Genomic DNA, 24,210 nt, shown 5'->3' with positions numbered 1-24,210 from the left:
CTACTCCAGCTCGTCGAGGATTTGGTCGATCTTCTCGGGCGTCAGATCGGTGTAGTAGGCCTCATCCACCAGCATCATGGGGGCCCCGGCACACGCGGCGAGGCATTCCTCCTCGCGCTTGAGGGTAATCCGGCCATCCGGGGTGGTCTCCCCCAGGCTGATGCCAAGCCGTTTTTCCACGTGCTCGACGATGTCATCGGCACCGCGGAGCATGCATGAGATGTTGGTACAGATATTGACCTTGTGACGGCCCACCGGTTCGACGTCGAACATGCCGTAGAAGGTCGCCACCTCGTAGACACGGGCCGGCGGCAACCCGAGATAGTCGGCCACCGCATCCATGCGCGCCCGCGGCAACCAGCCACCGCTGTTGTGCTGAACCACATGCAGCGCCGGGATGACAGCGGATCGGCGCCCATCCGGCGTGTCCGGAAAGCGTGCCAGCCACTGATCGATCTCGGCCTGCTCCGCTTTGCTCAGCCCCTCGGTCAATGCCGCTTCGGCATGGCTCACCGGTCCACCTCCCCGAATACAATATCCAGTGTTCCCATGATGGTGACGACATCCGCCAGCATGTGGCCCTGTGCCATCTCGTCCATGGCCGACATATGCGCAAACCCGGGCGCCCGGAGTTTGAGCCGGTAGGGCTTGTTGGCGCCATCAGAGACGATGTACGCCCCGAACTCGCCCTTGGGCGCCTCGATCGAGGCATAGACCTCGCCCGGTGGCGTGCAGTAGCCCTCGGTAAACAGCTTGAAGTGATGGATCAGCGACTCCATGTCGTCTTTCATCTCTTCGCGCGAGGGCGGCGCGATCTTGTGGTCGTCGAGCATGACCGGGCCGTTGTTGCGTCGCAGCCACTCGATGCACTGACGGATGATCGCCACCGATTGCCGCAGCTCTTCCATCCGCACCAGGTAGCGATCGTAGCAATCGCCGTTGGTGCCCACCGGGATGTCGAATTCCATCCGGTCGTAGACCTCGTAGGGCTGCTTGCGGCGCAGATCCCATTCGACGCCAGAGCCGCGCAGCATCGGACCGGTGAAGCCCAGCTGCAGCGCCCGCTCGGGCGAGACCACCGCCACGTCCACCAGGCGCTGCTTCCAGATGCGGTTGTCGGTCAGCAGGGTTTCGATCTCTTCGATGGTCCCGCTGAAGCGATCGCAGAACGCGTCGAGAAAGTCCAGCATGCTGCCCTCGCGCTCGGCATTCATCCGCTGGATGTCTTTCTCGTTGTGATACTCGCTGACGCGGTACCGGGGCATCCGGTCGGGCAGGTCCCGATAGACGCCTCCGGGGCGGTAGTAGGTCGCGTGCATCCGCGCCCCGCTGACCGCCTCGTAGCAGTCCATGAGCTCTTCGCGCTCCTTGAACGCGTAGAGAAAGACCGTCATGGCCCCCACATCCAGGCCGTGGGCGCCGATCCACAGCAGGTGATTGAGGATGCGGGTGATCTCGTCGAACATCACCCGGATGTACTGGGCCCGCTCGGGAGGCCGGACACCCAGCAGCTTCTCGATGGCCAGCACGTAGGCATGCTCGTTGCACATCATCGAGACGTAATCGAGCCGGTCCATGTAACCAATGCTCTGGTTGAACGGCTTGGTCTCGGCGAGCTTCTCGGTGGCCCGATGCAGCAGTCCGATATGGGGGTCGGCGCGACGCACCACCTCGCCGTCCATCTCGAGGACCAGACGCAACACCCCGTGGGCGGCGGGATGCTGCGGGCCGAAGTTCACCGTATAGCTGCTGATCTCAGGCATCGGCTGCTCCCTCTGCCGGGTCGGCGTAGCGGTTGTCATCGCGGATCACCCGGGGCACGAGCACCCGCGGCTCGATCGAGACCGGCTCGTAGACCACCCGGCCGCGATTTTCGTCGTACCGGACTTCGACATTGCCAATGAGCGGGAAATCCTTGCGGAACGGGTGCCCGACAAAGCCGTAGTCGGTGAGGATGCGCCGCAGATCCGGATGGCCGTTGAACACAATGCCATAGAGATCGAAAGCCTCGCGCTCCTGCCAGTTGGCCGACGCCCATAGCGGGACAATGGAATCGAGCATGGGCAGATCGTCGTCGGCGGCAAAACAGCGCACGCGGATGCGGTGGTTATGCTGGATGGAAAGCAGATGGTAGACCGCCGCAAAACGGCGTCCCGTGTTGGCGCTGATGGGCTGGACACCATAAATGCCGGTCAACCCCAACCGGCCCGTCGTAAAGCCATCCACCCCTCGTGAGAACCCGGTGTTGGTGGCCTCATCGGTGATCCACTCGTCCTCGCCATAGGCGGCATAATCCACCCCGGCGATATCGAGCAACTGCGCAAAGGCCAGTTCATCATCGTCGCGCAGCGTTTCCATCGCGGTATACAGCCCCGCCGGGGCGACCTCGATATCGACCTCGCCGTAGTCCTGCTTTGCCGCGACCAGGTGATCACCCAGCGCGCGTTTGACCGCCTCCAGCAATGTTTCGGTCTTGCTCGGCATAGGGGTTCCTCAGCGGGCGATGGTGTTGGTGCGACGGATCTTGTTCTGGAGCTGCACGACGCCGTAGAGCAGTGCCTCGGCCGTGGGCGGACAGCCCGGGACGTAGATGTCCACCGGGACGATACGGTCGCAACCGCGGGTGACCGAGTAGGAGTAGTGGTAATACCCGCCGCCGTTGGCACACGAGCCCATGGAGATCACCCATTTGGGATCGGGCATCTGGTCATAGACCCGGCGCAGGGCCGGCGCCATTTTGTTGACCAGTGTGCCGGCGACGATCATGACGTCGGACTGCCGGGGCGAAGGCCGGAAGATCAGTCCCAGCCGGTCCATGTCGTAGCGCGCCGCACCGGCATGCATCATCTCGACCGCGCAACAGGCTAGCCCGAAGGTCATCGGCCAGAGCGAGCCGGTGCGCGCCCAGTTGATGAGTTTGTCCGCCGAAGTCGTGACGAACCCCTTCTCGAGAACGCCCTCTATTCCCATTCCAGCGCCCCCTTTTTCCACTCGTACAAAAAGCCGACCAGGAGGACACCGATGAAAATGGCCATGGCACCAAAGCCGAACAGTCCGATTTCATCGAGCACGATCGCCCAGGGGAAGAGAAAGGCGATCTCCAGGTCGAAGATGATGAACAGTATCGCCACGAGGTAGTAGCGCACGTCGAACTGCATGCGCGAATCCTCGAAGGCCTCGAATCCGCATTCGTAAGGTGTGAGCTTTTCGTGCTCGGGGCGGTGCGGCGCCAGGATGAACCCGGCTGCCAGCGGCGCAATACCGATCCCCATGGCAAGGACGATGAACACAAGGATCGGCAGGTAACTCTCGACCATAAGCGACGGGGCCCCGTGCAAGCGTTGGGTCAACGGTTGGGCTGGTGCGGATGGCCGGACTCGAACCGGCACGGCTTGCGCCACTGCCCCCTCAAGACAGCGTGTCTACCAGTTCCACCACATCCGCGTGTCGGTAGCGCTCAACCTTTTGGAATGGTACCAGTCTTGCCATGACCGGACAACGCGAAACCGCCGGGTTGCCCCGCCTGGCGCCGGCGCCGGCCGGCTACTCCGGGGCGGGGGCCGGCGCCGGGGCCGACGATGCGTTGCCCCCACCGGCGGTGGCACTGTCCGGCTCGCGCGAAGTCGCCGGCGCGGTCGCCGGGCTTGTCGCCGGGGCCGTTTCGACGCGATCGACCACGCTGTCGCCCTCACCAAAGGTGCCGGCCATGATGGCGAGCGTCAGGCTGGTGACAAAAAACCCGACCCCCAGAAACCCGGTCAGGCGACCCAGAAACGACGCCGAACCCCGGGCGCCGAACACCGTGCTCGACGCGCCACTGCCAAACGCGGCACCGGCATCGGCCCCCTTGCCGTGCTGCAACAGCACCACGCCGATCAGCACCGCAGCCAGCACCAGATGAATCACCAAAACTATCGTATACATCGCCACTTCAATCGTTGTTACTGATGCGGGGGTCAGCCCCGCGCTGCCGCGGCACAAATGGCCGCGAACGAATCCGCCTGCAGCGAAGCGCCACCGATCAGCCCCCCGTCGACATCCGGTTGGGCGAGCAACGCCTCGGCGTTGTCCGCTTTCATGCTGCCGCCATAGAGGATGCGCATGGCATCGGCCGCAGAACCCCCCAGGCGCTCGGCGAGCTGCCCACGAATGAAGCCGTGCACCTGTTGCGCCTGTTCGGCAGTGGCGGTCCGCCCAGTGCCGATCGCCCAGACCGGCTCGTAGGCGACCACCCCCTCGCCCAGGCCCTCGGCGCCCAGGCGATCCAGTACCCCGTGGATCTGCTCGGCCACGGTGGCCTCGGTCCGATCGCCCTCACGCGCCTCGAGGGTCTCGCCGACACAGAGGATAGGCCGCAGCCCCGCGGCCAGTGCCTGGCCACAGCGTGCCGCGATCAACGCCTCGTCCTCGCCGTAGTACTGCCGCCGTTCGGAGTGGCCCAGGATGACATACCGCGCGCCCGCATCGGCGACCATGTCCGCGGCAACCTCGCCGGTGCGCGCCCCCTGCGGGGCATCGGCGCAGTTCTGCGCCCCCACGGCAATGGCGCTCTGTGCCAACTCGCCGGCCACCGCGGCAAGATGGATATGCGGCGGGCAGACCACTCGGTCAACCCCCTCAAGCCCATCCAGTCGGTCGCGCAACGCACCGGCCAGCGCCACCGCATCGGCGCTTAAGCCGTTCATCTTCCAGTTGCCGGCAATCAATGGCCTACGCATGTCATCCCCGTTCACCGATAAAGCCCGGGGAGGTTAATGCCCGCGCCACCGAGAATCAATTATCCAGCGCGGGCGCCCGCTGGCCGCAGAAAGCGGCCACCTGCTCGGCCAGCTCACCTGCCAGCCGCTGCACCCGATCGGCATCCTCGCCTTCGACCATGACCCGCAGGACCGGCTCGGTGCCCGAGGGCCGCAGCAGCACCCGCCCGGCATCGCCCAGATGCCGCTCGAGTGCCGCCACCGCCTGGCTGACCCGTGTGTCTTCCATGGGCCGGCTGTCCCGGGCGATGGGGACATTGACCATGTGCTGTGGCAGCCGGCTCATGCCGGCCGCCAGCTCGCCCAGCGAGCGGTTGCCCCGGACCGCGGCCTCGAGCACCTGCAGCGCCGAGACGACGCCATCCCCGGTCGTGGTGCGGTCGAGGCAGACGATGTGCCCGGACGACTCGCCGCCCAGCAGCCCGCCGTTGGCCTGGAGCATCTCGAGGACATACCGGTCGCCGACCCGGGCCCGCATGAACGGAATCCGGCAGCCATCGAGTGCCTGTTCGAGCCCGAGATTGCTCATCTGCGTCCCCACCACCGGGCCCTGCAGCGCCCGATCGTTGTGGCGCTGTCGGGCGATGATCCAGAGCAACTGGTCGCCGTCGAGCACCGCGCCGCTGCCATCGACCATAATCACCCGATCGCCATCGCCGTCGAGGGCGAGCCCGGCATCGGCACCCGCCTCTTGTACCGCGGCCTGGAGTGCTTCGGGGTGGGTGGAGCCGCATCCGACATTGATATTGAGCCCGTCCGGCTGGTTGGCGATCCGGATCACGCGGGCGCCAAGCTCTTCGAAAACCGCCGGCGCCACCTGGTAGCCGGCGCCGTTGGCGCAGTCGACCACAAGGGTCATCCCGTCGAGCCGCACGCCGTTGCTCAGGCTGTGTTTACAGAACTCGATGTAACGCCCGGGCGCGTCCATCAGCCGGCTGGCCTTGCCGAGAGCCGACGAGGATACGGTGGTCAGCGGCTCGTCGAGCATCGCTTCGATGGCCTGCTCGGCGGCATCGTCCAGCTTGAAACCATCACCGGAGAAGAACTTGATGCCGTTATCGTGGTGGCCGTTGTGCGAGGCGCTGATGACGATCCCGGCATTGGCCCGCAGGGTGCGTGTGAGATACGCGGTCGCGGGGGTCGGCATCGGGCCGAGCAACCGGATGTCGAGTCCCGCCGCGGACAGGCCGGCCTCGAGGGCCGACTCGAACATGTAATTGGAAAGCCGCGTGTCCTTGCCGATGAGCACCTGCCCGGAGCCGTGGCGATCGCCCAACACCCGGCCGGCTGCCCAGCCGAGTTTGAGGACGAAATCGGCGGTGATCGGCGGCTCGCCCACCCGGCCACGGATTCCGTCCGTGCCAAAGTATTGCCTGCTCATACCCCTCGCACTCCCTGCTGCAAACGGGCCTGCTCCAACCCCGGTGCCTCGGCGACGTATTCCATCAAGCGTACCGCGTCGAGGGTCTCCGCGACATCATGCGCACGGATGATCCGCGCGCCCTTCCATGTCGCCAGCGCCGCCGCCGCCACACTGCCAGCCAGTCGGTCCGGCATCTCGCGACCCAGCACACGGCCGACCAGGGACTTGCGGGACAACCCGGCCAGTACCGGAAGACCGCTGTCGACGATGGCATCAAGTCCACGAAGTAGCTGGGCGTTGTGGATGTCGGTCTTGCCAAACCCGAACCCCGGATCCAGTATCAGCCGCTGCCGCGGGATACCCGCCTGGGTGGCCGCCTCGAGGCGCTCGAGCAGAAAGCCACGCACCGCCGCGACGACGTTGTCGTAGCGCGGGTCGTCCTGCATGTCGCGGGGGGTGCCCTGCATGTGCATCAGACAGACCGGCAGCCCCGTGGCCGCCGCGGCCCGGGCGGCACCCTCGCGGCGCAGCGCCATGACATCGTTGATCAACCCGGCGCCGGCCGCGGCGGCCTCGCGCATGACCTCGGGCTTGGAGGTATCGACGGACAGCGGCACCGCGACCACATCACGGATCGCTTCGATCACCGGTATGACCCGGTCGAGCTCTTCCTGCAACGACACCCCCCGGGAACCGGGGCGCGTCGATTCGCCGCCGACGTCGATCACCGCCGCCCCTTCGGCCTCCATGCGCCGGGCATGGTCGATGGCGGCGTCCACCCCAACAAAAGCACCCCCGTCCGAGAAGGAATCGGAGGTGACGTTGAGGATTCCCATCACCTGCGGTCGGGTGAGGTCGAGACCCCGCCCGCCGCAATCGAGCTCAATCGCCATGGGCCATTAATGCTCGCTGGCCGGCTTGCCGACATCGCCTCCCTGGTCGTCGGCGGCCCCGGCCTCGCCGGTGGCGTCGGCATCGCCCTCGCCGGCGGTTCCGGTCGGCCGGTCATCATCCCGGGGCGGCCTCGGCGTACGTCCGTTCATGATGTCGTCGATCTGCTCACGGTCGATGGTTTCGTATTTCATCAACGCATCGGACATCCGATGCAGCACGTCTTCGTTTTCCTGCAGGATACGCTTGGCCTCGGCGTAGTTCTCCTCGACGATGCGGCGGACCTCCTCGTCGATGGAGTGCGCCGTCTCGTCAGAAATGGTCTTGTGCTGGGTGACCTGATGGCCCAGAAAGACCTCGCCTTCGTCCTCGCCATAGGCAAGTGGCCCCATCTTGTCCGACAGCCCCCACTTGGTGACCATGTTGCGGGCGATTTCCGTGACCCGCTGGATGTCACTCTGCGCGCCGGTGGTGACCCGCTCGGCGCCAAAGATCATCTCCTCGGCGATGCGCCCGCCAAACAGCCCGCAGATCGAGCTGTTCAACCGCTGTCGGGTGTAGCTGTAGCGGTCCTCCTCGGGCAGGAACATCGTCACCCCCAGGGCCCGGCCCCGCGGAATGATGGTGACCTTGTGGACCGGGTCGTGCTCGGGGACTTTCAGCCCGACGATGGCGTGGCCGGCCTCATGGTAGGCTGTCAGCCGTTTCTCATCCTCGGTCATGACCATGGATTTGCGCTCAGCGCCCATCATGATCTTGTCCTTGGCGTCCTCGAAGTCCTGCTGATCCACCACCCGCTTGTTCCGGCGGGCGGCGAAAAGCGCGGCCTCGTTGACCAGGTTGGCTAGGTCTGCGCCCGAGAATCCGGGACATCCGCGGGCGATGATGTTGGCATTCACATCATCGGCGAGCGGGGTCTTGTTCATGTGAACGCGAAGGATTTGCTCGCGGCCACGGACATCCGGCAGCGGCACCACCACCTGGCGATCGAACCGACCGGGACGCAGCAGCGCCGGGTCGAGCACGTCCGGCCGGTTGGTCGCGGCGATGACAATAATGCCTTCGCTGCCCTCGAAGCCGTCCATCTCGACAAGCATCTGGTTGAGGGTCTGCTCACGCTCGTCATGGCCACCCCCCAGGCCCGCACCGCGCTGGCGGCCGACCGCATCAAGCTCGTCGATGAAGATGATGCAGGGCGCCTGCTTTTTGGCCTGGGCGAACATATCCCGAACCCGCGAGGCGCCGACACCGACGAACATCTCGACAAAGTCCGAGCCCGAGATGCTGAAAAACGGCACCCGCGCCTCGCCGGCGATGGCCTTGGCGAGCAGCGTCTTGCCCGTGCCCGGCGGCCCGACCATGAGCACCCCGCGCGGGATGGTTCCGCCAAGGCGCTGGAACTTGCTGGGGTCACGCAGGAACTCCACCAGCTCGACGACGTCCTGCTTGGCCTCTTCGACCCCGGCCACGTCCTTGAATGTGACCTTGACCTGCTCGTCGGACATCATCTTGGCGCGGCTTTTGCCAAACGACATGGCGCCACGGCCGCCACCGCCGCCCTGCATCTGGCGCATGAAATAGATCCACACCCCGATGAGCAGCAGGAAAGGGAACCACGAGATGAGGATCTGCAGCAGCATGCTGCGGCCCTCGGGCTCTTCGGCGCGGATACTCACGCCGTTGTTCATCAGCTGCCCGATCAATGCGTTGTTGTCGGTCTCGGGGCTGTAGGTGCTGAAGTTGGACCCATCGGAGCGCGTCCCGCGGATCACTGGCCCCTTCATGGTCACCGAATCGATCCGTCCGCTGTCCACTTCGCCCAGAAACTGGGAGTAAGGCACCTCCTGCGCCGTTGTCCCCTGCTGCTGGAAGTTGCTGAAAACGGACATCAGCACCACGGCGATGACCACCCAGAGAATCAGATTCTTGGCCATGTCGTTCAAGATGGCGTCCCTCGAATCGAAGTGTATGTATCAACCCTACTATGCCTGGAAGCCCCGGGCCAGCAGGTAGACCTCACGGCTGCGACCACGCGAGGCATCCGGCTTGCGGCTCTGGACCCGGTCGAAACGCCCCCGCATCGATGCGAGCAGGGCATCGAAGCCCTGCCCCTGGAACACTTTGACCAGCAACCCGCCGCCGGGTTTCAAACGTTGGTGGCAGAAATCCAGCGCCAGCTCGGCGAGCAGCATCGATCGGGGCTGATCCACGGCCTTCTGCCCGGAGAGGTTGGGCGCCATATCCGAGAGCACCCAGTCCACTGCCTCGCCGCCGAGGCGCTGGTCGAGTTGCTCCAGGCCCTCGTCGGTGGAGAAATCGCCCTGGATGAAATCCACCCCGGCAATCGCCGGCATCGCCAGCAGATCCATTGCCACCACCCGACCCCGATGGCCCACCCGCTCGGCGGCATATTCGCTCCAGCCGCCCGGCGCTGCGCCCAGATCCACGACGCACTGCCCGGGCTTGAGCAGCTGGTCCCGACGGTCGATTTCTTCGAGCTTGAACACCGCCCGCGACCGCAGTCCCTGACGCTGGGCGGCTTTGACGTAGGGATCGGAGAAATGCTCATCAAGCCACCGTCGGCTGCCGCCCCGCCTTGCCATCGGCTAGTCTCCCTCGTCGTGATCCGGACGGATGGCGTCGAGACTGCGTCGGGTCCGCAGCGCCAGCCAGCCGCCGCAGACAAAGCCACACCCCGCCAGCATGGCCAGCTCGATGCCATGCCCCAGATCCAGCCGCCAGACCACGACGGCAACCCCCAGGGCCAGCCCCAGCACCACGGCCAGCTCGAGCTTGATGAGATCGAGCCGCTCGAGCGGATTACTCGTACCGGACCTCGACGATTTCATAGGCGCGCTGACCACCGGGTGTCTGGACATCGACCACGTCCCCCTCTTCCTTGCCGATCAGGGCACGGGCGATGGGCGACTGGACAGAGATACGGCTTGCTTTGATATCGGCCTCGTCCTCGCCAACGATCTGATAGGTCTTCTCGCTGCCATCGGCCTCGTCGGCGAGCACAACGGTCACGCCGAATACGACCTTGCCGTTGTCGGGCAGGGTGGTGACGTCAATGACCTGGGCGTTAGAGAGCTTGGCCTCGATCTCGGCGATCCGCCCCTCGATGAACCCCTGTTGCTCGCGGGCGGCGTGATACTCGGCGTTCTCCTTGAGATCGCCATGAGAGCGGGCCTCGGCAATGGCATTGATCACCCGCGGCCGCTCCTCGGTTTTCAGCCGGTTGAGCTCGTCACGCAACTGCTCGGCGCCCCGCACCGTCAATGGGGTCTTGCTCATGTCCTGGCCTCCTTGTGCAGATCCTGGAGCGAGCGCACATCGGTGGAGCCCAGATGATCCAGGGCCTGACCGGTGGCGCGTGCACCCGCCATGGTGGTCGTGTAGCAGACCTTGTGGTGAAGCGCTTCACGACGGATGGAGAAGGAATCGGAAATGGCCTGACGTCCCTCGGTGGTGTTGATGATCAGGTCGATTTCGCCGTTTTTGATGGCATCCACCACATGGGGTCGTCCTTCGACCACCTTGTTGATGATTTCGCAGGCCACACCCGCCTCGCGCAAAACCGCTGCCGTTCCCCGGGTGACCACCAGCTCAAAGCCTTTCTGCGCCAGATCGCGCGCAACCGCCACCACCGCGGGCTTGTCCGCATCGCGGACGCTGACAAAGACCCGACCGCCGGTGGGCAGATCCACCCCGGCGGCGAGCTGCGATTTGGCGTAGGCCTCGCCAAAGACCGGCCCCACCCCCATGACCTCGCCGGTGGATTTCATCTCCGGCCCGAGGATCGGATCGACGCCCGGGAATTTGATGAACGGAAAGACCGCCTCCTTGACCGCATAGCTGGGCGGCATGCGCTCTTTGGTACAGCCCTGCGCCGCAAGGCTTTGGCCAACCATGCAGCGCGCGGCAATCTTGGCGAGGGGCAGGCCCGTTGCCTTGGAGACAAAGGGCACGGTGCGCGACGCCCGCGGGTTGACCTCGAGGACGAAGATCTCCTCGCCCTTGATGGCGAATTGCGCGTTCATCAGCCCCACGACCCCGAGGCGCAGGGCCATGGCTTTCATCTGATCGCGCAGTCGATCCCCAATATGGGGCGGCAGGCTGTAGGGCGGCAGCGAACAGGCGGAATCGCCCGAATGCACGCCGGCCTGTTCGATATGCTCCATGATCCCGCCGATCAGCACATCGTGGCCGTCACACACGGCATCGACATCGACCTCAATGGCATCGTCGAGAAACCGGTCCAGCAGCACCGGTGACTCGTTCGAGACCTTCACTGCCTCGTTCATGTACTGCGCCAGTTCGGATTCCTGATAGACGATTTCCATGGCGCGCCCGCCCAGCACATAGGACGGGCGGACCACCAGCGGGTAGCCGATCTCGGCCGCCAGCTTGAAGGCCTCGTCCGCGCTGCGGGCGGTGCGATTGGGCGGCTGCTGCAGCCCGGCCTCCTGCAGCAGCCCCTGGAACCGCTCGCGATCCTCGGCCAGATCGATGGAATCCGGCGTGGTGCCGATGATCGGCGCGCCACAGGCCTCAAGATCGCGGGCCAGCTTGAGCGGTGTCTGGCCACCGTACTGGATGACAATCCCTTCGGGCTTTTCGGTGGCGACGATCTCGAGGACATCCTCGAGTGTCAGCGGCTCGAAGTAGAGCCGGTCTGAGGTGTCATAGTCGGTGGAGACCGTCTCGGGGTTGCAGTTGACCATGATGGTCTCAAAGCCGTCGTCCCGCAGCGCCAGGGCGGCATGGACGCAGCAGTAATCGAACTCGATGCCCTGGCCGATGCGGTTGGGCCCGCCGCCCAGGATCATGACCTTGCGACGATCGGTGGGCGCCGCCTCGTTTTCTTCGTCGTAGCTCGAGTACATGTAGGCCGTGGCGGTGGCGAACTCGGCGGCGCAGGAATCAACCCGTTTGAACACCGGTCGCACCCCCAGCCCGTGGCGGTGCGCCCGAACCGCCGACTCCGACTCGCCGACAAGCCGGGCGATGCGGGCGTCAGAGAATCCGGCGCGCTTCAAACGCCGCATCGCCGGTTCATCCAGGCGGCTCAGGGGCTGGTCTGCGAGGGCCTGCTCCTGGTCGATCAGATCGCCGATCTGGGCAAGGAACCAGGGGTCGATCCAGGTATCATTGAATATCGCCGACAACGCCAGGCCAGCGCGGAACGCATCGGCCACCCACAGCAGGCGCTCGGGCCCGGGGTGGCGGATTTCCTGCACCACCCGGTCGCGGTAATCCGGGGCCTCCGCGGACAGACGGGGGTCGAGCCCCTCGAGGCCGTTCTCGAGGCCGCGAAGGGCCTTTTGCAGCGATTCCTGGAAATTGCGGCCGATGGCCATCACCTCGCCGACGGATTTCATCTGCGTGGTCAGCACTGGCTTGGTGCGCATGAACTTCTCGAAGGTAAAGCGCGGGATCTTGGTGACCACGTAGTCGATGCTCGGCTCAAATGAGGCCGGTGTCCGCCCGCCGGTGATCTCGTTGCGCAACTCATCGAGCGTGTAGCCCACCGCCAGCTTGGCGGCCACCTTGGCAATGGGAAAGCCCGTGGCCTTCGAGGCCAGTGCCGAGGAGCGCGACACCCTGGGATTCATCTCGATGACGACCAATCGGCCATTATCGGGGTTGACCGCAAACTGGACGTTCGACCCGCCGGTCTCGACGCCGATCTCGCGCAATACCGCCAGCGAGGCATCGCGCATGATCTGGTATTCCTTGTCGGTGAGCGTCTGCGCCGGCGCAACGGTAATGGAGTCGCCGGTGTGCACCCCCATGGGATCGATATTCTCGATCGCGCAGATGATGATGCCGTTATCCGCCTTGTCGCGGACCACTTCCATTTCGAATTCTTTCCAGCCCAGGACCGACTCTTCGATGAGCAATTCGTTGGTGGGCGAGAGATCGAGGCCGCGCTCGCAGATTTCGGCGAATTCCTCGGCGTTGTAGGCAATGCCGCCGCCGCTGCCTCCCAGGGTGAACGACGGCCGGATGATGGTCGGAAAGCCGATCTCGCGCTGCGCGGCATTCGCCTCGTCCATGCTGTGGGCGATCAACGCCCGGGGTGTATCGAGCCCGATGCGGCCCATGGCCTGGCGGAAGGCCTCGCGATCCTCGGCCATGTCGATGGCCGATTTGGTGGCGCCGATCATCTCGACACCGTGCGCTGCCAGCACGCCGTGTCGGTCCAGGTCGAGGGCACAGTTGAGCGCCGTCTGCCCGCCCATCGTGGGCAGCACCGCATCGGGGCGTTCGCGCTCGATGATGCTGGCCACCACCTGCCACTGGATGGGCTCGACGTAAACCGCATCGGCCATCTCGGGGTCGGTCATGATGGTGGCGGGGTTGGAATTCACCAGGATGACCCGATAGCCCTCCTCGCGCAGCGCCTTGCAGGCCTGGGCGCCGGAGTAGTCAAACTCGCAGGCCTGGCCGATCACGATGGGACCGGCGCCGATGATCAGGATGCTCTTGATGTCGTCGCGTCTGGGCATGATGGAGGGGGTCCTGCTGCTTCAGGCCGCGTGGCGGGCGGCCATCAATTCGACAAAATGGGCGAAGAACGGGGCGACATCATGGGGGCCGGGGCTGGCCTCGGGATGCCCCTGGAAGCTGAAAGCCGGCGCGTCGGTCAGATGGATGCCCTGCAGACTGCCGTCGAAAAGGGATTCGTTCATCACCCGCACGTTCTCCGGCAGAGACGCCGCTTCGATGGCAAAGCCATGGTTCTGGCTCGAGATCATGACCCGTCCGCTGTCCCGATCGAGCACCGGGTGGTTGGCACCGTGGTGGCCGAATTTCATCTTTTCGCTGCGTGCGCCGGCGGCAAGACCCAGCAGCTGGTGGCCCAGGCAGATACCGAACACCGGCACCCCGGTCTCGAGCAGGCGGCGGGTGGTGTCGATGGCATAGTCGAGGGGTTCCGGATCGCCGGGGCCGTTGGAGAGAAAAACCCCGTCCGGGCCGAGTGCCATGATCTCATCGACGCCGGTGCGGGCCGGCACCACGGTGACCCGGCAGCCGGCGTCTACCAGCATGCGCAGGATATTGCGCTTGATACCGAAATCCATCGCCACGACATGCCAGCGCAGTGTCGCCTCCGCTTCGACCGGGGCCTCCTGCTCGTCGTGCGCCAGCGACCATGTCCCGCGCCGCCATTCGTAGGCCGTGTCCGTGGTCACGGCCTGGACCAGATCGCGACCGGTGAGCGAGGGATGGGCCCGGGCGCGCTCAACCGCGGCCTCGGCGCTCGCACTGGCACCGCTGATGATGCAGCCGTTCTGCGCGCCCGTCTCGCGAAGCAGCCGGGTCAGGCGCCGGGTGTCGATGTCGCTGATCGCGACGATCCCATGTTCTGCCAAATACGCCGGCAGGCTCTGGCTGGCGCGCCAGTTGCTGTAGCGCATCGGTGCATCCCGGATGACCAGGCCGGCCAGTTGCGGGCCGTCGGCCTCCTCATCCAGCGGATTGGTACCGGTGTTGCCAATATGGGGGTAGGTCAGGGTGACGATCTGGCCGTGGTAAGAGGGATCGGTACAGATTTCCTGATAGCCGGTCATCGCGGTATTGAAACAGACCTCACCGACCGTCTCGCCGCTGGCGCCCATGGCCGATCCCCGGAACACCGAGCCGTCCTCAAGCGCCAGTATTGCCCTATCACTCACGTGTTCACCCCGCTCACTCGCAAAAACGGGAGGGTCGCGCGGAGCCCTCCCGTCGGTTGTTTCAACCCCGCGATCTTAAGCCGCCGGCGCCTTCGCTGTCCACTGAACGGCGGCGGTTCTGACCACGCCCCGCCCTTGCAGAGTGACGGCCCACGGCGCTACCTTTGTCGTCTTTTCAGCGCCTGCGCGCCCCCGCATCCGGAACAATCTCGCTATGAACGCGCTTTCACTGCGTCAGCTGAACAAGACGTACGCCGGCGGTGTAACCGCCCTCGCCGATGTCGACCTCGAGGTCGAGCCCGGCGATTTCTTTGGCCTGCTCGGGCCCAACGGCGCCGGCAAGACGACCATCATCGGGATCGTCGCCTCGCTGGTCACCCCCACCTCGGGCTCGGTCTCGGTCTTTGGCCATGACATCCAGCGCGACCCCTGGGAGGCCAAGAGCAATCTTGGTCTTGTCCCCCAGGAGTTCAACTTCAACCAGTTCGAGACCGTCGAGCAGATCGTCATCAACCAGGCCGGTTACTACGGCATCGACCGGCACACCGCTCGGGAGCGGGCCGAGAAGTATCTGCGCGAACTGGATCTATGGGGCAAGCGCGATGCCAGCTCGCGCTCGCTCTCCGGCGGGATGAAACGCCGGCTGATGATCGCCCGGGCACTGGTCCACGAACCACGACTGCTGATCCTCGACGAACCCACCGCCGGGGTCGACATCGAGCTGCGTCGCTCGATGTGGGCATTTCTGCGGCGGATCAACGAACGCGGCACCACCATCATCCTCACCACTCACTATCTGGAAGAGGCCGAGTCGCTGTGCCGACACATCGGCATCATCGATGGCGGGCGGATCATCGAGAAAACCGACGTGCCCACCCTGCTATCCAAACTCAAAAGTCAGAGCTTTGTGCTGGATCTGACCGACTCGGTGTCGCGACTGCCCCACCTGCCCGACTTCCACGCCGTGCCGCTGGACGAACGGCGGCTCGAGGTTGAGGTGCGGGGCGATCAGACGCTGTCGGAACTGTTTGCCCAACTCGCTGCCGCAGGGGTGGAAGTCAGCAGCATGAAAAATAAATCCAACCGGCTCGAGGAGTTGTTTGTCCGCATGCTCGGCAACCGCAGCCCGGCCCCGACCTCGGAGAATGCCTGATATGGCCGCACTCTATCCGGCCTACCCCCGCCAGACCCTGACTGCACTGCAGACCCTGGTCCACAAAGAGACCCACCGCTACCTGCGCATCTGGGTGCAGACGCTGGTGCCGCCAGCGATCACCATGACGCTGTACTTTGTCATCTTTGGCAGTCTGATCGGCTCGCGGGTGGGGCCCATGGACGGCTTTGATTTCATGGAATTCATCGCCCCGGGCATCATCATGATGTCGGTGATCACCAACTCCTACAGCAATGTGGTCTCCTCGTTCTTCGGCGCCAAGTTCCAGCGTCATGTCGAGGAGCTACTGGTCTCGCCGACACCCAACTATGTCATCCTCGCCGGTTACGTCTCCGGCGGCGTCGGCCGGGGGCTTTTCACCGGGCTGATCGTCACGATCATCGCCAGTTTCTTTGCCGATCTGCAGATCCACAGCATCCCGGTGACCATTTCGGTGGTTTTCCTCACCGCGGTACTGTTCTCGATCGGGGGATTCATCAACGCGGTCTTCGCCAAGAAGTTCGATGACATCGCCATCGTCCCGACCTTCGTGCTCACTCCGCTGACCTACCTGGGCGGGGTCTTCTACTCGATCTCGCTGCTGCCGGACTTCTGGCAGGGACTCTCGTTGGCCAACCCCATCCTGTACATGGTCAACGCCTTTCGTTACGGCATCCTGGGCAGCTCGGACATCCCCATCTATACCGCCTATCTTTTGATCGGCGTTTTCATCGCCCTTGGCACCGCCATCAGCCTGTGGCTCTTGCGCCGTGGTTTTGGCCTGCGCAGCTGAGACAACAATATGAATCTCGAAACCACCCCGCTGCTCACCGACCTCTACGAACTGACCATGCTCCAGACCTACTACGAGCATGGGATGACCGATGAGGCGGTCTTTGAGCTTTTCATGCGGCGGGCGCCGGAGCGGGGCTTTTTTGTCTCCGCCGGACTGGACCAGGCCCTCGGGTGGCTGGAGAACCTGGTCTTTGGCGACGAAGAGCTCGAGTGGATGGCCGGCAGCGGGCTTTTTAATGCGGCTTTTATCGAGCGGATGCGCGATTTCCGATTCACCGGCACGGTCCGGGCCATGCCCGAGGGGAGCCTGTTTTTTGCCGAAGAGCCGGTATTGCAGATCGTCGCGCCGCTGCCCGAGGCGCAGTTGATCGAATCCCGGCTAATGAACATCGTCCACTACCAGACACTGATCGCCAGCAAGGCGGTCCGAAGCCGCATGGCCGCCGGGGATGTGCCGGTGATCGACTTCGGCATGCGCCGGGCCCACGGCGGCGAGGCGGGCACCTGGGCCGCACGGGCCTGCTATTTGGCCGGCTTTGGCGCCACCGCCACCTGTCTTGGCAGCGCCCGCTACAACATCCCGCCCACCGGCACCATGGCCCATGCCTTCATCCTGGCCCACGACGACGAAGCAACGGCCTTCGAGCGATTCGCCCGCAGCCACCCCGACAACGTGGTGCTGTTGATCGACACCTACGACGTCCGCCGGGGTGCCGAGCGGGTGGTCGAGGTAGCAGAAAAACTGGCCCCGGACGGCATCCGCATCCACGGTGTGCGCATCGACAGCGGTGATCTAGCCGCCAATGCCCGGATGACGCGCTCAATCCTGGATGCCGGTGGCCTGACCGAGACCCGCATCATCGTCAGCGGCGGGCTCGATGAATACCGGATCGAAGCGCTACAGCGCGAGAATGCGCCCATCGACGGCATTGGCGTGGGCTCGAACGTGGATACCTCGGCGGATGCGCCCTTCCTGGACTCGGCCTACAAGCTGCATCTCTACCAAGACCGGCCCCGCGGCAAACATTCAGCGGGCAAGACCGACCTGCCCGGGCGCAAGCAGGTGTTCCGACACATCGAGGCGGGCCGCATGAGCGGTGATGTCATCGGCCTGGCCGATGAGGACCTGCCCGGCTCACCGCTTCTCGAGACGGTGATGCGTGAGGGCCAACGGGTCGGCGAGGGTCAGGCCTGGGATCTGGAAAGTGCGCGCCTGCGACTGGGCGATGGGCTGACGCAGCTGGCACCCGACTATCGGGCGCTGCGCGAGCCCGATGCATACCCGGTGACATTGTCACCCGGTCTGGTGGCGTTGCGTGACGCCCTGGCCCGGGCGCTGTAGGCCCGGGCCGGTGCGTCGACGGGTGTCAGTCCACCCGCAGCTCGTCGAGGGAACGCCCCTTTGCTTCCCACTCCTTGACCCAGGCCGGCTTGCGGCCCCGGCCGGACCAGGTCTTGCTGGCATCACTGGGATGCTGAAAGCGAACCTTGGCTTTGGTCCGGGTGCGGGCCGGCTGCCCGCCCACGAGATCGCTGAGCGTGAAGCCATAACGCTCGGCCACTTGTTTGAGTTCATTTTGCGCTTTTTTGGCATCCTCTTTGCGCCGACCCTGGATTTCCTTATCAATATCTTTTTTCAGCTGATTGAGCTGCTCGGTCGTGTAATTGGAGAGATCCATAATATCCTCTTTGTGGGTTGGATTCGTTGCTTGAAAAGCCCGGGTAATATAATCCAAAAAAAAGCAGAAAACCAGCGTCATGAATTGATCCGGAATACAACCCGGATCATCAGAAAATCGGATAGGAATTGACCAATGAGTTCAGCACTCTCCGCGACGCCGGCGGTTTTGACCGTGGAAATCGAACCGGAAAAAGCCATCCAGGGTCGCCCACCGGAGCCGCTCAGTCGCGAAAACGCCGAAATCCTGGCCGGTGCGGTGGCCGATGATCTGCGCCGGATCGTCGGTGAAGACGTGGCCAGCGCCGGGCTCATTCTGCCGGCCGGTCTCTATGACCTCACCGAGCTGCTGCGGCCGGGCCTGCCAATGGTCGAGGCGCTGCTCGACCTATATCGCGGTAGCCTGCGCGGCGGGCCCTTTGAGCCGCAACTCCTGGCGCTGGGCACCGCCGGCGGCCGGTTTCCCGGCGCCGGTCTGGCGCCCGAGCGTCGGCCCGGCGCCGGTCCCCTTCTGGCGCTGCCGCTGGCACTGGTCGCGCCGGGCGAAACCCTCGATCCGCTGCGACGGTCGCTGGAGCAGGTGCTGCTGGAAAAGGGCCGGGCCAGCCTGGCCACCGACCGCACGATCCGGCAATTATTCGGCGTCGAACCAGTGCATTTGAGCTATGCCACATTCCATGATCTTTCGGCATTAATGAAGGTGCAATTGGAACATGCCGGATTCGGCGAACTCTGGCAGCTTGTCGAAGGTGCACTCTACCGGCCGGATGCCATCGAGAAAATCGATATGACCACCGGCAATACCTTCCTGGGATGGGGCGGGATGGTGTACACGCCGATTCGGACATTTAACGATCACGCCACCCGGGCCAATACCCAAAGCGAAGCGACCGGGAATGCCTATGTCGAATGGGCGAAAATACAGCGCCAATACACCCTGGCGCTGGCGCACCATGGTATCGAGGTGCGGCACTGCCCACCCCACTCGGGTATCGACGCCGCCGATGCCGAGGTGGCGATGAGCGTCGCCCAGGCCACCGCCCTGCCCGCCGACACGCCCTGGTACGCCGAGGAGATCGCCGCCGAAGAACCGCTCGAGGGTGCCAGCATCGTCACTCTGACCGAGCAGTTCGACACCACGCTGGGGCCGGTGGCGTATACCGTTTTGATCCAGGCCCGGGACGGGCGGCTGTTACGCCTCGAGCACGACTATCCACTCGCCCCGCCGGCCATCGACGCCATCCAGGACCACTGGCGCCGGCGGGCGAGCCAGCTTGGCGCCAACTTCCAGCTCGAGCGTCCGGGGCGGATGGTTGCCGGCGGTCAGCCGGCGCAGTTACGGCCGTGGCTGGATTATGCCGGCGAGGCCTGATGGCTCACGGATTCACAAGCACCCACTGCCACGTGCCGGCGGCGTCGCGAAAATACCGCTCGCGATCGTGGAGCCGGCCATCCCGTCCCTGCCAGAACTCCATCCAGTGCGGCCGAACCCGGAAGCCGGTCCAGTGCGGCGGCCTGGGCACCTCGCGCCCCGCGTATTCGGCCTCAAGGCTGTCCACACGGGTGTCGAATACCGCCCGGCTTTCCAGCGGTTCGGATTGATGGGAGGCCCAGGCACCAATCTGGCTAAGTCGTGGGCGTGAGGCAAAATAGGCGTCCGCCTCGGCATCGGAGACGACCTGCACGTCGCCTTCGACCTTGACCTGGCGCATCAGCGCTTCCCAGTAAAACACCAGCGCCGCTTTTGGGTTGTCAGCCAATTGCGCGCCCTTGCGGCTACGGGTATTGGTGTAGAACACGAACCCCGAGGTATCCACCTGCTTGAGCAACACCATCCGGGCGCTTGGCTGGCCGTCCGCCGAGACCGTGGCCAGGGTCATGGCGGTGGGGTCGATGATGCGCTCGTCCGCACGGGCTGTCTCCAGCCAATCGCCGAAACGCTCGATTGCCGCCTGGTAATAATCGCTCACCGGTTGCCTCCCTCTGTGTTATCTCCCCGGGCGACGTTGAGTGTGAGACCGTCCACACCAACGACCTCGACCTGTTCGCCCCTCGATAGATCGGCAGCGCCCCTGGCGCGCCAGCTCTCGCCCTCGACACGCACCCGGAGCACGGGCCGTGTGGCGATGACCTCGGCGGTCTGGCCGCGCAGGTGCGCGGCGCCGGCCACCCCACGGCGGCGGAATGCGCGCATGGCGAGGCTGGCGGTGCCCAGAAAGATCAACAGACTGGCGGCGGTCACCCCCGCCACCAGCATCATCGAGAGCTCGAACCCTGGCCCTTCGGTGTCGAAGAGCAACAATGAACCCAGCCCGAAGGCCAGCACACCGCCCACGCCGAGGGCCCCGAACGAGGGCACCAACGCCTCGGCGAGCATGAAAAGCACCCCCAGGGCCAGCAAGCCCAACCCGGCAAAATTGATGGGCAACGCCTGCAACGCGAAAAGCGCGAGGATCAGCGAGATGCCGCCGATGACCCCAGGCACCAGACTCCCCGGATTGGCCAGCTCGAAGATCAGCCCGTAGATACCGATCAAAAGCAGGATATACGCCACATTGGGGTTGGTGATCGCCGCCAGCAACTCGTGCCGCCAGTCGGGCGGGCGATCCACGATCGCCGCGCCTTCGAGGGCAAGGGTGCGTTCCCCCTGCTCCAGTGCGACCCGCCGTCCATCCACAGCGGCGAGCAGCTCGGCCGGTGTCGCTGCCACGCCATCGATCACCTCGGCGGCCAGCGCGGCATCGGCGCTGAGGCTGACCGACTCGCGCACGGCCCGTTCGGCCCAGTCGGCGTTACGGCCCCGCAGCTCGGCCAGCGAACGGATATAGGCGACCGCATCGTTGATCAGCTTGCGCTCGCTGGCCGAAGCCGTGGGCTCGCCGCCCTCGTCGGCCCCGGCGGCGGCCGTATCGTCGCCACCCGCGTCCGGCTGGCCATTGCCATCGCCCGTTGACCCGGGATCAGTTGTCCCAGTGTCGCCGGGTTGGCCCGGCATGCCGCCCATCTGTACCGGGGTGGCCGCGCCCAGATTGGTTCCGGGCGCCATCATGGCGACATGACTGGCATAAAGGATATAGGTCCCGGCGCTGGCGGCCCGAGCACCAGAGGGCGCCACATAGCCAATCACCGGCACATCGGATGAGAGGATGGCCTGGACGATGGTGCGCATCGACTGATCCAGGCCACCGGGGGTGTCCATTTGCAGGATCACGGCCCCGGCCTCTGCCTCACTGGCCGCTTCAAGCCCTTCGACGACGTAGTCGGCGGTCGCGGGGCCGATGGATCCGTCGATCACAAGCTTGTGAACCGACGCCGCGGAGGCCGGCATCGCCAGGGTGAGCAACAGGAGGATTGCGCTGAGAACCCGCAGTTTCATGCCCTATCGGATCGCAGAAAGGTCCAGCGGGTTCCCCGGGTCATGCCTCCAGCGCGTCGGTGATCCGCTGTCGAACCTGATCGATCGCCCCCTCACCACTGACGCAGACATAGCGTGGTGCGTTGGTGTCACCGGAATCCGCCAGCGAGCGGTAATAATCCACCAGTGGGCGGGTCTGCTCGTGGTAGACGGCGAGCCGCTGACGGACGGTCTCCTCGCGGTCGTCTTCGCGCTGGACCAACGCTTCGCCGGTGACATCATCCAGCCCGGGCGATGCCGGTGGCGCGTTATCGATGTGATAGACGCGACCCGAGGCCGGATGGACTCGGCGGCCGGCCATGCGCGAGACGATGGCCTCGTCGTCGACCTGGATCTCGACGACCGCATCGATGGCGATCCCGGCGTCCTTGAGGGCATCGGCCTGGGCGATGGTGCGGGGAAAACCATCAAACAAAAAGCCGTTGGCGCAGTCCGGCTCGGCGATCCGCTCACGGACCAGGCCGATGATGATCTCGTCCGAGACCAGCTCGCCGGCATCCATGACCGCCTTGGCCGCGCGACCGAGCTCGGTACCCGCCTTGACCGCTGCGCGGAGCATATCCCCGGTGGAGATCTGCGGTATGCCATAGGCCTCGCAGAGGCCGGCCGCCTGGGTCCCCTTACCGGCCCCGGGCGGGCCCAGAAGAATGATCCGCATGAAACTCCCCTCCTAGTCGTCTTTATCGTTAATGCCAATGGCGTGCAGTCTACCTGCCAGATCCTGCAGGTAAACTCGGCCATCCGCGACCAGTGGCTTGACGGTGATGCCCGCGCTGCCGACCGTTCGGCGGCCAACGAGCTCGCCATTGCGACGGTCCAGCGCGTTGATTGATCCATCCGAAGCGGCCACGAGCAGATACTCACCAGCCACACTCGGGGCTGCAAGCCGCAATCCGCGAAGCTTCTCGGCGCGCCAGACCGACGCCCCATTGCGCCGGTCCAGGGCCCAGACACGCCCCTGGGCGTCGGTCACATAGAGCCGCTCGTCATCGACCGCCAGGCCGCCTGTCACCGATAACTCGCGGGCCCAGGCCACTTCGCCGCTGCCCAGGGCCACCCCGGCGACACGCCCCTGGTAGGCGCCGGCAAAAAGATCTCCCCGGTCCACCAGCGGGTCGGCATCGATATCGACCATGCGTGCCAGATCCGTACGGCCCTCCGGCACCGCGACCGTCGACTCCCAGGCCGCCGAGCCGGTGGCCAGATCCAGGGCACTCAGCCGGCCGTTGTCAAAACCGGCGACGACGCCGTCGTTGACCAGCACGGGACTGGAATGCCCCCGCAGCGTCAGCGCGGGGACATTGCGACTGTACAGCCAGCGTTGCTCGCCGGTTACCGCATCCAGGGCGAAGACATGGCCATCGGCGGTCCTGACCACCACCGAGGCCTGGCCGACGGCCGGCGGGGCAAGCACCTCGCTGCTCAATGACTGACGCCAGCGGACGGCCCCGCCATCACGCTCGAGCGCGATCACCTCGCCGGACGCGGTCCCCAGCGCCAGGAGCCCGTCACCGGCCCCCAGGGCGCCCGCCACACGGACATCAAGATCCTGCGCCCAGCGCGTCTCGCCCGAGACCGGATCCAGGGCCACGACCCGGCCATCGACGCTGGCTGCATAAAGCGCGCCGTCGGCAAGCACAGGGCGCAGTCGCAGCCCGTCGGCCTGGGACTGACCGATGCGCATCGAGAAAAGGGACTCGAATTCGATCTGCGGCGCCTCGAGCCCGATATCCACCGACTCATCGGCCGGCAACAGACCCCGCGCGCTGCATCCGGCGAGGAACAACACGCTCATCAGGACGAGCCCCACCCGTACACGGCGATCCTTCATGACTCCGGCGCTCCCCCCAGGTTGTTGAGCTTGATCTCGACCAGCGAGCGACGCTGCCCGGTGGTCTGCTCGAGCGCATCGGCATAGGCCGCCGCCGCGGCACGGGCATCACCGGCCATTTGCTGCAGATCGCCCTGCAACTCCAGAAAGCGCCCCCGCAGCTGACCGTCGGGCAGGGGTTGCAGCACATCCAGGGCCGCGGTCGTCTTCCCCGCCGCGGCCAGGGCCTCACCCTGTCGCAACCGCGCGATGTCGGCGAGCGCGGTTCCGGCCTGGGCATCGGTCACCCAGGCCAGCTGCCGGGCCGCCTGCTCGGCGGCACCGGTTTCGACCAGGGCGCCGGCAACCGCCAGCGTCGCCAGCGCCGCCTGGGCGGTCTGGCCGTGCTCTTGCTGCATGATGGCCACGCGATTGGCCGCGGTCTCGACCTCGTCCTGGTCCAGGGCCGCCAGCACCGCTGAGTGATCCGCCGATGCTGCGCCCAGTTGGCGGGACTGCCAGCTCTGCCACTGCTGATAGCCGAGCACCGCCACCAGCGCGACCACCAGGCCAATCACCACGCCCCGGCCGTAGCGGGCCCACCAGTGGCGTAGCGCCTCGAGTTGTTCTTCGTCGTCGTATGCCAATCCAGGCTCCTGTTCC

The 24,210-nt window shown here is 65.3% G+C and carries 25 protein-coding genes and 1 tRNA gene; 4 read left to right on the top strand and 22 right to left on the bottom strand.

Features of this window, described 5'->3' with window-relative positions; translation table 11 throughout:
* From nuoE to carA, 16 genes are all read right to left on the bottom strand, one after another.
* Nucleotides 1-513, bottom strand: a complete 513-nt coding sequence (gene nuoE, locus V6X73_RS04715; RefSeq protein WP_367958756.1) for an NADH-quinone oxidoreductase subunit NuoE — start codon at nucleotides 511-513, stop codon at nucleotides 1-3.
* Complete coding sequence (locus V6X73_RS04710) at nucleotides 510-1,763, bottom strand: NADH-quinone oxidoreductase subunit D (RefSeq protein ID WP_367958757.1); 1,254 nt, start codon at nucleotides 1,761-1,763, stop codon at nucleotides 510-512. Before V6X73_RS04710 ends, nuoE begins: the two co-directional genes overlap by 4 nt.
* The gene (locus V6X73_RS04705; RefSeq protein ID WP_367958758.1) at nucleotides 1,756-2,484 is read right to left on the bottom strand and encodes an NADH-quinone oxidoreductase subunit C; all 729 of its coding nucleotides are present in this window, start codon (nucleotides 2,482-2,484) and stop codon (nucleotides 1,756-1,758) included. Before V6X73_RS04705 ends, V6X73_RS04710 begins: the two co-directional genes overlap by 8 nt.
* 9 nt (nucleotides 2,485-2,493) lie before the next feature.
* Nucleotides 2,494-2,970 (bottom strand): NuoB/complex I 20 kDa subunit family protein, encoded by a 477-nt coding sequence (locus V6X73_RS04700; RefSeq protein ID WP_367958759.1) that lies wholly within the window; start codon nucleotides 2,968-2,970, stop codon nucleotides 2,494-2,496.
* Nucleotides 2,961-3,317, bottom strand: a complete 357-nt coding sequence (locus tag V6X73_RS04695; RefSeq protein ID WP_367958760.1) for an NADH-quinone oxidoreductase subunit A — start codon at nucleotides 3,315-3,317, stop codon at nucleotides 2,961-2,963. Before V6X73_RS04695 ends, V6X73_RS04700 begins: the two co-directional genes overlap by 10 nt.
* Nucleotides 3,318-3,359: 42 nt before the next feature.
* Nucleotides 3,360-3,444: transfer RNA gene (locus V6X73_RS04690), tRNA-Leu, on the bottom strand.
* Between the two features lie 99 nt (nucleotides 3,445-3,543).
* Nucleotides 3,544-3,924, bottom strand: coding sequence for a preprotein translocase subunit SecG (secG, locus tag V6X73_RS04685; RefSeq protein WP_367958761.1), 381 nt, complete (start codon nucleotides 3,922-3,924; stop codon nucleotides 3,544-3,546).
* A gap of 32 nt (nucleotides 3,925-3,956) precedes the next feature.
* Nucleotides 3,957-4,718, bottom strand: coding sequence for a triose-phosphate isomerase (gene tpiA / locus V6X73_RS04680; RefSeq protein ID WP_367958762.1), 762 nt, complete (start codon nucleotides 4,716-4,718; stop codon nucleotides 3,957-3,959).
* 55 nt (nucleotides 4,719-4,773) lie between these two features.
* Nucleotides 4,774-6,138: a phosphoglucosamine mutase gene (gene glmM / locus V6X73_RS04675; RefSeq protein WP_367958763.1), complete on the bottom strand. Its 1,365-nt coding sequence runs from the start codon at nucleotides 6,136-6,138 to the stop codon at nucleotides 4,774-4,776.
* On the bottom strand, nucleotides 6,135-7,013 hold the full coding sequence (gene folP, locus V6X73_RS04670) for a dihydropteroate synthase (RefSeq protein ID WP_367958765.1): 879 nt from the start codon (nucleotides 7,011-7,013) through the stop codon (nucleotides 6,135-6,137). The genes glmM and folP overlap by 4 nt, the downstream gene beginning before the upstream one ends.
* A gap of 6 nt (nucleotides 7,014-7,019) precedes the next feature.
* Nucleotides 7,020-8,945 (bottom strand): ATP-dependent zinc metalloprotease FtsH, encoded by a 1,926-nt coding sequence (gene ftsH, locus V6X73_RS04665; RefSeq protein WP_367958766.1) that lies wholly within the window; start codon nucleotides 8,943-8,945, stop codon nucleotides 7,020-7,022.
* A 48-nt stretch (nucleotides 8,946-8,993) separates the two neighbouring features.
* On the bottom strand, nucleotides 8,994-9,614 hold the full coding sequence (gene rlmE / locus V6X73_RS04660) for a 23S rRNA (uridine(2552)-2'-O)-methyltransferase RlmE (RefSeq protein WP_367958767.1): 621 nt from the start codon (nucleotides 9,612-9,614) through the stop codon (nucleotides 8,994-8,996).
* 3 nt (nucleotides 9,615-9,617) lie between these two features.
* The gene (locus V6X73_RS04655) at nucleotides 9,618-9,860 is read right to left on the bottom strand and encodes a hypothetical protein (protein ID WP_367958768.1); all 243 of its coding nucleotides are present in this window, start codon (nucleotides 9,858-9,860) and stop codon (nucleotides 9,618-9,620) included.
* Nucleotides 9,832-10,308, bottom strand: a complete 477-nt coding sequence (gene greA / locus V6X73_RS04650; protein WP_367958769.1) for a transcription elongation factor GreA — start codon at nucleotides 10,306-10,308, stop codon at nucleotides 9,832-9,834. The genes V6X73_RS04655 and greA overlap by 29 nt, the downstream gene beginning before the upstream one ends.
* Nucleotides 10,305-13,526, bottom strand: coding sequence for a carbamoyl-phosphate synthase large subunit (gene carB / locus V6X73_RS04645; RefSeq protein WP_367958770.1), 3,222 nt, complete (start codon nucleotides 13,524-13,526; stop codon nucleotides 10,305-10,307). Before carB ends, greA begins: the two co-directional genes overlap by 4 nt.
* A 21-nt stretch (nucleotides 13,527-13,547) precedes the next feature.
* Nucleotides 13,548-14,639 carry a glutamine-hydrolyzing carbamoyl-phosphate synthase small subunit gene (gene carA / locus V6X73_RS04640; protein WP_407826432.1) on the bottom strand — a complete coding sequence of 364 codons (1,092 nt, stop codon included), beginning with the start codon at nucleotides 14,637-14,639 and terminating at the stop codon, nucleotides 13,548-13,550.
* A gap of 271 nt (nucleotides 14,640-14,910) precedes the next feature.
* Between carA and V6X73_RS04635 the strand changes: the two genes are divergently transcribed.
* Genes V6X73_RS04635 through V6X73_RS04625 form a run of 3 tightly spaced genes read left to right on the top strand, consistent with a single transcriptional unit; the run spans nucleotide 14,911 to nucleotide 17,986 of the window.
* Entirely contained in the window at nucleotides 14,911-15,849 is a 939-nt protein-coding gene (locus tag V6X73_RS04635; protein ID WP_367958773.1) for an ABC transporter ATP-binding protein, read from the top strand.
* 1 nt (nucleotide 15,850) lies between these two features.
* Complete coding sequence (locus V6X73_RS04630) at nucleotides 15,851-16,642, top strand: ABC transporter permease (RefSeq protein WP_367958774.1); 792 nt, start codon at nucleotides 15,851-15,853, stop codon at nucleotides 16,640-16,642.
* Nucleotides 16,643-16,651: 9 nt separating this feature from the next.
* Nucleotides 16,652-17,986, top strand: a complete 1,335-nt coding sequence (locus V6X73_RS04625) for a nicotinate phosphoribosyltransferase (protein ID WP_367958775.1) — start codon at nucleotides 16,652-16,654, stop codon at nucleotides 17,984-17,986.
* 25 nt (nucleotides 17,987-18,011) lie between these two features.
* Here the strand turns inward: V6X73_RS04625 and V6X73_RS04620 are convergent, their stop codons facing one another.
* Complete coding sequence (locus V6X73_RS04620; RefSeq protein WP_367958776.1) at nucleotides 18,012-18,404, bottom strand: H-NS histone family protein; 393 nt, start codon at nucleotides 18,402-18,404, stop codon at nucleotides 18,012-18,014.
* A 54-nt stretch (nucleotides 18,405-18,458) separates the two neighbouring features.
* On the opposite strand from V6X73_RS04620, the gene V6X73_RS04615 reads away from it, so the two are divergent.
* Complete coding sequence (locus tag V6X73_RS04615) at nucleotides 18,459-19,694, top strand: hypothetical protein (RefSeq protein WP_367958777.1); 1,236 nt, start codon at nucleotides 18,459-18,461, stop codon at nucleotides 19,692-19,694.
* A 4-nt stretch (nucleotides 19,695-19,698) separates the two neighbouring features.
* Here V6X73_RS04615 and pdxH read toward each other — a convergent pair whose 3' ends face one another.
* Genes pdxH through V6X73_RS04590 form a run of 5 tightly spaced genes read right to left on the bottom strand, consistent with a single transcriptional unit; the run spans nucleotide 19,699 to nucleotide 24,194 of the window.
* Entirely contained in the window at nucleotides 19,699-20,292 is a 594-nt protein-coding gene (pdxH, locus tag V6X73_RS04610; protein WP_367958778.1) for a pyridoxamine 5'-phosphate oxidase, read from the bottom strand.
* Complete coding sequence (locus V6X73_RS04605) at nucleotides 20,289-21,698, bottom strand: NfeD family protein (protein WP_367958779.1); 1,410 nt, start codon at nucleotides 21,696-21,698, stop codon at nucleotides 20,289-20,291. Before V6X73_RS04605 ends, pdxH begins: the two co-directional genes overlap by 4 nt.
* Before the next feature lie 40 nt (nucleotides 21,699-21,738).
* Nucleotides 21,739-22,395 (bottom strand): adenylate kinase, encoded by a 657-nt coding sequence (gene adk / locus V6X73_RS04600; RefSeq protein ID WP_367958780.1) that lies wholly within the window; start codon nucleotides 22,393-22,395, stop codon nucleotides 21,739-21,741.
* A gap of 12 nt (nucleotides 22,396-22,407) precedes the next feature.
* On the bottom strand, nucleotides 22,408-23,568 hold the full coding sequence (bamB, locus tag V6X73_RS04595) for an outer membrane protein assembly factor BamB (protein ID WP_367958781.1): 1,161 nt from the start codon (nucleotides 23,566-23,568) through the stop codon (nucleotides 22,408-22,410).
* Nucleotides 23,565-24,194 carry a YfgM family protein gene (locus V6X73_RS04590; protein ID WP_367958782.1) on the bottom strand — a complete coding sequence of 210 codons (630 nt, stop codon included), beginning with the start codon at nucleotides 24,192-24,194 and terminating at the stop codon, nucleotides 23,565-23,567. The genes bamB and V6X73_RS04590 overlap by 4 nt, the downstream gene beginning before the upstream one ends.
* Between the last annotated feature and the right edge of the window lie 16 nt (nucleotides 24,195-24,210).

The organism is Spiribacter pallidus (assembly GCF_040838495.1).
In the GTDB taxonomy this organism is placed as follows: Bacteria; Pseudomonadota; Gammaproteobacteria; order Nitrococcales; family Nitrococcaceae; genus Spiribacter; species Spiribacter pallidus.
This window is presented reverse-complemented; position numbering and strand designations above follow the sequence as displayed.